Origin of the sequence: Ohtaekwangia sp. (assembly GCF_036786105.1) — a bacterium.
Lineage (GTDB): Bacteria > Bacteroidota > Bacteroidia > Cytophagales > Cyclobacteriaceae > Ohtaekwangia.
In genome coordinates, this window is sequence record NZ_DAIQRQ010000064.1 from 1 (window position 1) to 8,352 (window position 8,352).

Consider the following 8,352-nt stretch of genomic DNA (forward strand, 5'->3'; position numbering starts at 1 on the left):
AATAACGATTAACGATTAGCGGTTAACAACTCTCCACAAACAAAAAATGCCAGGTAAATCTGGCATCTTTTATATCTGGTAACTCGCAGCGGCTCAATAGTCGCCCAGCGTTTCTTCGAGTTGAGCGAGTGCTTTCTTCAGTTCTTCATCGTTGGGAGCAACACCGTGCCATTTGTGTGATCCTACCATGTAATCAACGCCGAAGCCCATTTCAGTCTTCATCAGGTTCATTACAGGCTTGCCTTGCTTGGCGAGTTTCTGTGCATTCTCCAGGCCGGCCACTACTTCTTCCATGATGTTACCGTTGAATTCCTGCACGATCCATCCGAAGGACTCCCACTTCGCGCGAAGGTTCAGCAGGGAAAGGATCTTATCTACAGGACCGTCAATTTGCTGTCCGTTATAGTCAATGGTAGCGATCAGGTTATCCAGTTTATTATAGCCTGCATACATGGCAGCTTCCCAAACTTGTCCTTCCTGAATTTCGCCATCGCCCATCAGCACATATACGAATCGATCGTCTTTGTTGAGTTTCTTGGTTTGAGCTGCACCGGATGCCACCGACAATCCCTGACCGAGTGAACCGGATGCAATGCGAATACCGGGAAGATGTTCATGCGTGGCCGGGTGACCTTGCAGGCGTGAATCCAGCTTGCGGAAAGTACCAAGTTCTTTTGCATCGAAGTACCCGGCTCTGGCCAGGGTAGAATACCATACAGGAGAGATGTGACCGTTGGAAAGGAAGAAAAGGTCTTCACCAATACCATTCATGTTGAACTTCGGATCGTGCTTCATCAACTTGAAATACAGGGCAACGAAAAAATCCGTGCAGCCCAGTGATCCTCCGGGGTGACCGGACTGGCAGGCATGTACCATGCGTACGATGTCTCTGCGAATCTGTGAACTCAGTTTTTTAAGTGATGCGATGTCGGTTGTCTGGCTCATGAAGTTCAAAATTTTGTCGCGAAGATGCTCTAATTTTTCAAACCTTGAAAGAAAAAGCGAAGGTCATTTCACGATAAAGGCAATGTTTATTTGGATTCCACCACGCGAATGGTAAATGGAATTTTGTGAAGCGGATGATCGGTGTTATAAACCTTCTCGTTCGCAATCTTGTCAACAACATCCAGACCCTCAGTTACTTCACCAAATACCGTATACTCACCGTCAAGGGTCATGTAACCGCCTGCCGTGCGATAGGCTTCGCGTTGCTCGGGCAGTATATTTATACCGAGGTTGCGGGCTTCTATATCAATATCTTCATCGGTATATCGCGTACCGTGCACAATGAAAAATTCAGCTGCAGAGGATTCTTTACGAGGGTTGTTTTCGGTAACACGCGCCATCGAGAGGGCTCCCTTTTTATGAAAATGCCTGGGGTTGAACTCGGCTGGTATTACATAGTTCAGCTTCTTTTTCAGATCACCACCCTGGATCATAAACTCATAGGCAATGCGGTAAAAGTCAGCATCATCATAATAACCTTCCTTGATCAGCTTTACGAAGTTGGCGCGGTGCAGCGGTGTATCGTCATACAGGCGCAGTTTTATGGTGCCCATCTTTGTTTCGATGATCACTTCGTTCTCCGGGTTTTCTTTACCGTATTGTGTCAATACTTCTGTCAGATTTTCAGGGGTTATCACAACAGATTCTTTCTTTCCGCACGCGAAGAGGAGCAGGAGTAGTGAAGCTACCAGGAACCGGTTCATATATAAATGGTTAGTAATGCTATAATGAATTTTAAAAGTAAAAACGTTTGCAATAATGTACAACGTAAAAGCATTTTAACGCTGTGCTTTAATCTCTATATTCGCCGCACATGAACAGCAGCAGGAACCATTATCTGGCAGCGATCGCTGCATTTGCAATCTGGGGATTTTTCTCCATTCCACTTCGTGCGCTCAAAGCGTATTCGGCAGGAGAGATATTGTATTTCCGGATTTTGTTTTCATCGCTGGTATTGTTGGTGATCGTGTTCGGGTTCAAACGCAACGATCTGCGTAAAGACATTGCGTTCATGCAATCATTTACACCAGCCAAACGAAGGAACGTTGTACTGCTAACGCTATCAGGTGGTGCATTGCTCACGGTAAACTGGCTTACGTTCATCTATATCGTGAATCATATCAACATCAAGACGGCTTCTTTTTCATATTTGATTTGCCCGGTGATTACGGCCGTATTGGGCTATGTTTTGATCAAGGAAAAGATGACGATGCTGCAGTGGGTAGCCGTGGCGTTGTGTACACTCAGTTGTGTAGTGATGGGAATGAATTCTGCGCTGGAACTCGGCTATAGCTTTCTGACGGCATTTACGTATGCGCTATACCTGATCTCACAACGCAAGAATCAGGGCTTCGACCGCATGATTGTACTCTGCGTGCAAGTGCTGTTCTCGTTCTTCATCCTGAATATTTTCTACGGACAATTGATACATGAAATTCCCACGGGCGTTACATTCTATAGTATCATTTTGGGTATAGCAGTGTTGTTTACGGTGCTTCCTTTGTTCCTCAACCTGTTTGCACTCAACCGCATTAATTCCGCTACCATCGGTATACTCATGTACCTCAACCCGCTCATCAACTTCTCGGTGGCATTCCTCGTATTTGGCGAAACGGTAAACAGTATACAAGTGGCGGGCTATGGCATTATCGTGGTGGCGCTTGTAGTGTTCAACTATCCGGCTGTACGACAGCTGGCTGCTAGCCGATAGGAGTTACACGTTATCGGTTAATCGTTATTCCGGAGGAAGTCTATTAACGATTAACCTGTAAACGGATAACGAATTTCTACCCTCCAAGATTCTCCAGTCCCTCTACATCATTTGTCGTGCTGTCACTCGGCTGACTGGCGCGAAGCATCTTCATTTTGCGTTTGTAGAGCTTCTCCATAAACGACTCCTTCAGCGTAGAAAGTGTATCTGCCTGGCGGATGGAATCCTGTTGTGCTACCATTACTTTCAGTTCTGCGAGCAGTGCATCATCGAGTTCATACAGATCACAGTTAAGACGCTGCTGCAAGTTGTAAGGCAAACGCGGGAATGTAGCTTCTGATATTTTCTTGAAGCGCGGATCGCTGTTTACCTGCTTCATAAAGTATCCATACATCGGCAACGCCGTGTTCGATCCCTGGCCAAGCTCTGTGTTGCGAAAGTGAATGCGCGGATCGTCAGCACCGGCCCATGTACCCACCACGAGGTTAGGAGTCATGGCCATAAACCATCCGTCTGCGTTGGCTTGTGTTGTTCCGGTTTTACCCGCCACATCGTTGATTATACCATATTTCCAGCGCAGGCGTGAGGCTGTACCTTCGTGCACCACCGTTTGCAACATCTGGCGCACCAGCAGCGCGGTCTCTTTGGATATAGCGCGTACACCTTTCGTTGCAGGCTTAAAGTCCTGGTATATATTTCCATACAGATCTTTGATCGCGATAATATGGTAAGGAAGTACCGTAACACCTTCGTTGGCGATACAGGAGTACGCAGTGGTCATTTCTGTGAGCGATACAGACGATGACCCAAGCGCTACCGAAGGTACATGCTTCATTTCACTGATAACGCCCATCTTCCGCGACAGCGCAATGGTACTGTCAACTCCGGCCATTTCGATCAGTTTTACCGATACCGTATTTACCGAATAGGCGAGTGCACCGCGCATGGAATATTTTACCTGGTAGTCGTTTTGCGTATTGCGGGGCGTCCACTTGTCGCCTTCTTCATCAATATAGGTCTTGCGTTCTGCCGAGATGAAATCGCAGGGCTCAAATCCTTTTTCGATTGCCATTGCATATACAATCGGCTTGAATGTAGAGCCTACCTGTCGCTTGGTAGAAGTCTTTATGTGATCGTATTGAAAGAAATCGTGATCGATACCACCCACCCAGGCTTTAATCTGCCCGTTGGTGGGATCCATCGCCAGAAAGCCGGCATTTAAAAACTGAATGTGATGCTTGATGGAATCGATCGGACTCATCTTCATTACTTTTTCGCCTTCCCACGAGAACACGCGCATCGGCACCGGCTTCTGCATGATGTCAAGTATATCTTCTTCCGACATGCCCTGCTCTTTCATGTGCTGATAACGCTGGCTGCGGTGAATGGCATCCTGTATTACTTCCTCATTCTTCTGCCACGGATTTTCCTTGTGCCAATGATCGAAGAATTGTTTTTGTATCTCCGTCATCTGCTGCGCTACTGCTTTTTCTGCATACTGCTGAAGCCGCGAATCGATCGTGGTATAGATCTTCAAACCATCGGTATAAATATTATACGGTGTTCCATCCGGCTTGGTGTTGTTCTTGCACCACGTCATCAGTTCTGCTTTTACAAACTCGCGGAAATACGGTGCCAGTCCTTCGTGAAAAGATATACTGGTATATTTCAGTCCCAGGGGAAGTTTCTTGAGTGAATCGAGTTTCTCTTTCGTCAGATAATTATACTTGGCCATCTGTGCGAACACTACATTTCTGCGGGCCAATGAGCGCTCGGGAAACAGGCGCGGGTTATAAGAGTTGGTAGCCTTTAACATCCCCACCAGTACAGCGGCCTGACTTACCGTAAGATCTTTTGCCGGGCATGAGAAAAATCGCTTGGACGCTGCTTCAATACCAAACGTCTGGTCTGCAAACGGAATGGTGTTCAGGTATAGCGTGATCAGATCTTTTTTGGAATATATACTTTCAAGTCGCTGTGCTGTAATAAGCTCGCGCGACTTGTTTAACAGCATCGATAACATCCAATAACGTTTTCGCGGATACAGGTTCTTGGCAAGTTGTTGGGTGATGGTACTGCCACCGCCGGCAGATTCCTCCTGCAACAGAATGGACTTCACCAGCACGCGTCCCAGACTTTCAAAGTCAACACCACTGTGTTCATAGAAACGAACATCTTCCGTGGCAATCAATGCATCCATCACGACCGGGGAGATCTCTTCGAATTTTATTTCCGTACGATCCTGAATATAATAACGGCCCAACAGAACACTATCGGCACTATATACCTCTGAGGCTACCTGGTTTTGAATACTGCGCAGCGACCGGTAGCTGGGTATTTCAATCCATACCACGATCAGCAAAAGCAGGGGAGGGCCCAACACAATAGAACCGAAAATTGTCCACCGGCGGGCCTTCGGGTGGGTACTGTAATACCCGCGCACCTGGTTCCAGCGGGCTTTGATATAGCGGGTAACAGGCGCTACCCGTTGCAACAACGTTATATAGAATTGATGTACTTTACTTCTCAGATTCTTCAGGAATTCTTGCATAGCTGTTCACGTCAACAAACGAAAAAGGGTAAGATAATTACCTGCGCAGTATATAACAATCAGAACAAAGCATTCAACAGGTTTATTTGTCGTCTGATGTTAAGAGAACGAGTCTGACAAACGTAAAAGCCTTCAAATCAATTAATTTAAAGGCTGGCATCAGCTGTCGTTTCTACCGGAGAACAGGCAATTTCGAACCATTTTTTCGGGAATTTTGGGGCTGCTCAAAAAGGTGAGGAACTTTTATGCAAGGTAAGTTATTTCCTGTAGAAAAGAGATAATCAGTCTTATCCGACTGCAAAAGTGGCGTTCCCGGGGCTGCCTATCTCTCATCAAAAGCTCCCGCCTGCCTGGCCTCAGACACCTGTTGATCATTCGGATTGTGTCTGCACAACTTTCCACATTTGGTTTTGTTTGTATACTTTAGTGACACTTGATTGGATGATGAGCATGATACTGTTGGTAGATGATAGCGACACCTGTATTTTTTTACACCGAAAGATTATTAAGCTTGCACTGCCTGCGGCCACCATTCATACGGCCCGCAACGGACAGGAGGCATTGCAATTTCTCCTCGAGCATCGAGACAGGCTGCCGAAGGTAGTCTTTCTGGATCTCAACATGCCCGTTATGAATGGCTTCAAATTTATAGAAGCATTTAACGCACTCGACCTGCCCGACAAAGAAAAAATCACGATTGTGGTAATATCGTCATCCGAAGATTCGGAAGATGTGCGACAAAGCCAGGAACTTGGCATTGAGCATTACATGGTAAAACCACTTACCGTTGCCAAACTGAAAGCCATGGCTCCGGTTATTCATTTAACAATAAGATAGTTTGGAATTTCATTATAAAAAGAAGGCACACCGAATAGTATACGGTGTGCCTTCTCTTTTATGGATATTGTTATAGCTAAGCGCTTACAACAATAGTGTGGGTAAGTACATACCCATCGGCTACACTACCGGTTACGGTTGCCAGTTCCGTATCGAGGGAATCGGTGAATACAGTGTCGCTGGCATTATAGGTATAGCCCGACATGCCTTTGGTATAGCCATTCGCAGTAGACGCGTTTACAAGGGCCACTGCACTATCGCTTCCTTCCGGAAAGGCAATTTGTGTTACCAGCAATGACGTTCCGGCCGCATTATAAACGTGCACGTGAATGTGGGTAGCGCGGCTCTGATACCATCCCGGAAATATAGATGTAAAAGCTACCTTGCCATCGCTATCCGTTGTTTGCCGACCACGCAGGAAGTGAACGGATGTATAGTCTACTGTCTGCATGGATGTACCTCCGTACTCGGAGTAATAGCCATCCTTATCGCAGTGCCATATATCTACCAGTGCACCTTCGAGCGGCGAGCAACTGTTGTTCTTGTTCTCTATCGTGATCACAATTGAAAACGCAACACCGGTACGGTCGCTGCGAATATCAGATTTCACCAGGTCCGAAGGACTCTTGGTAGGGAATGGACCTGCTGTTTCTGAATCCGTGGAAGTACAGGAAGCAGAAGCTGTGGTCACGGTAAATGAACTGGTCGAAGTAACCGTAACTCCATTTACCGTTACGGAGATCGCACCGGAAGTGGCGCCGCTTGGAACCGTCACCACCAGTTGTGTAGTTGTTGCCGATGTAACCGTAGCCGTTATACCGTTGATCGTTACCGTATTGTCCGATACCGCTGTACTGAAATTAGTCCCCGTAATAACGATCGATGAACCAACTGCCCCGCTGGCGGTAAAGCTGGTAATGGTAGGCGATCCCGTTGATGTGCTGGTTGACGTTACCGTAAAGTCGCTTGCAGAAGTGGCGCTGAGACCGTTTACGGTAACCGTAATCTTGCCGGTAGTTGCACCTGCAGGAACCGTCACCGTAAGTTGTGTAACGGTTGCTGCTGTAACCGTAGCGGCTGTCCCGTTAAAGGTTACTGTGTTGTTGGTTGTTACGGTACTGAAATTGGTTCCGGTAATGGTAACCGTGCTTCCTGTAGCACCGCTGGTTGGTGTAAAGCTGGTGATTGTGGGTGTCAGAACAGATTCATCGTCTTTGCTGCACGAAACAATGAGGGGCACCATAAGGCCAGACATTCCCAGGCTTTTCAAAAACTGCTTTCTTTCCATAAAGTATATGATTAGGGTAAATAGTTGAGTGTGGTATATTTTGTGTGTGAATGATACCAAAGGAACGAAAGGTAAATTGCTTTATGGCTGTAAAGATCACAATTGAGGCGAAGCAAAGTTTTTTCAAGGTGTATGACTGTGCAATCAGAATATACCGGCAATGAATCTGTTGCAATGTGCGAGCAGAAAAAATCTCCGTAATTCACTTAACCAGATATATAGGTATACATCTGCGGTGCTGATTCTGTCGATCAGAAAGCGGACATGTGTTTGTAAATGCGAGTGTGATAATGCTATAGATTTGGTCGATCAAAGCATAGGCATTGTATACTAATAGAGACTTGTTGTATATTTTAGAACAACGATATGTGGAGAAAGTATATATAATAAAAAAGGTGCCGCACGAACTTCATGCGGCACCTTCCAAAAAATTCCAGTGAAGATTATGGTTTCAGATCTTTGGTAACATCTGATTTTACATCACTTACTTCCTTCTTCACATCTTCCATCGCGCCTTTAAACTCGCGTACGCCTTTACCGAGACCTTTCATGAATTCAGGGATCTTATTCGCGCCAAAGAACACCAGCACAAACAGTCCGATGAGTAAGATTTCCTGGAAACCAACACCACTTAAGAATAAAAGAATTGTATACATGATTTTAGCAGTTAAAAGTTATGCAGCATTTGTCACTATTGACGTAACGCCGATGCGAAGGTAGTTATTACGGGGAGCGTACAAAACAAATCGGCAGAATATATAAACCGCTCTTCCTAAAAATGAGGAAAACGCCTTGTTTTAAGGGGTAGAACAGTCGCTGCAGGCTTTAAGCGTGTGCGTTGTACGCGATGGGAATGGCCCGGAACTTTAAATTACCTTAAAAAGAATCGCCACTATTCTACAGACACTCCTTCTGCTTTTATCCAGCGGCCAGTAGCTTTGAAACCTCTGCACTTGTTCA

The 8,352-nt window shown here is 46.0% G+C and carries 7 protein-coding genes and 1 pseudogene; 2 read left to right on the plus strand and 6 right to left on the minus strand.

Annotation, left to right across the window (positions count from 1 at the left end; genetic code table 11):
- Positions 1-93 precede the first annotated feature (93 nt).
- Together V7Q33_RS19605 and V7Q33_RS19610 are read right to left on the minus strand one after the other, a co-directional pair.
- Positions 94-945 carry a transketolase gene (locus V7Q33_RS19605; protein WP_331979880.1) on the minus strand — a complete coding sequence of 284 codons (852 nt, stop codon included), beginning with the start codon at positions 943-945 and terminating at the stop codon, positions 94-96.
- 86 nt (positions 946-1,031) lie between these two features.
- Positions 1,032-1,709 (minus strand): peptidylprolyl isomerase, encoded by a 678-nt coding sequence (locus tag V7Q33_RS19610; RefSeq protein ID WP_331979878.1) that lies wholly within the window; start codon positions 1,707-1,709, stop codon positions 1,032-1,034.
- 110 nt (positions 1,710-1,819) lie between these two features.
- Between V7Q33_RS19610 and V7Q33_RS19615 the strand changes: the two genes are divergently transcribed.
- The gene (locus tag V7Q33_RS19615; RefSeq protein WP_333820975.1) at positions 1,820-2,716 is read left to right on the plus strand and encodes an EamA family transporter; all 897 of its coding nucleotides are present in this window, start codon (positions 1,820-1,822) and stop codon (positions 2,714-2,716) included.
- 76 nt (positions 2,717-2,792) lie between these two features.
- Here V7Q33_RS19615 and V7Q33_RS19620 read toward each other — a convergent pair whose 3' ends face one another.
- The gene (locus V7Q33_RS19620; protein ID WP_331979874.1) at positions 2,793-5,267 is read right to left on the minus strand and encodes a transglycosylase domain-containing protein; all 2,475 of its coding nucleotides are present in this window, start codon (positions 5,265-5,267) and stop codon (positions 2,793-2,795) included.
- A gap of 426 nt (positions 5,268-5,693) precedes the next feature.
- On the opposite strand from V7Q33_RS19620, the gene V7Q33_RS19625 reads away from it, so the two are divergent.
- A complete protein-coding gene (locus V7Q33_RS19625; RefSeq protein WP_331979872.1) occupies positions 5,694-6,104 on the plus strand; it encodes a response regulator in 411 nt (136 codons plus the stop codon).
- Positions 6,105-6,180: 76 nt separating this feature from the next.
- Here V7Q33_RS19625 and V7Q33_RS19630 read toward each other — a convergent pair whose 3' ends face one another.
- The 3 genes and pseudogenes from V7Q33_RS19630 to V7Q33_RS19635 form a co-directional block, all read right to left on the minus strand.
- Complete coding sequence (locus V7Q33_RS19630; protein ID WP_442945995.1) at positions 6,181-7,023, minus strand: dioxygenase family protein; 843 nt, start codon at positions 7,021-7,023, stop codon at positions 6,181-6,183.
- Positions 7,024-7,071: 48 nt separating this feature from the next.
- Positions 7,072-7,392 (minus strand): annotated as a pseudogene (locus tag V7Q33_RS23445) (IPT/TIG domain-containing protein); the annotation flags it as partial.
- Between the two features lie 443 nt (positions 7,393-7,835).
- Positions 7,836-8,048: a Sec-independent protein translocase subunit TatA/TatB gene (locus V7Q33_RS19635; protein WP_331979868.1), complete on the minus strand. Its 213-nt coding sequence runs from the start codon at positions 8,046-8,048 to the stop codon at positions 7,836-7,838.
- Positions 8,049-8,352 lie beyond the last annotated feature (304 nt).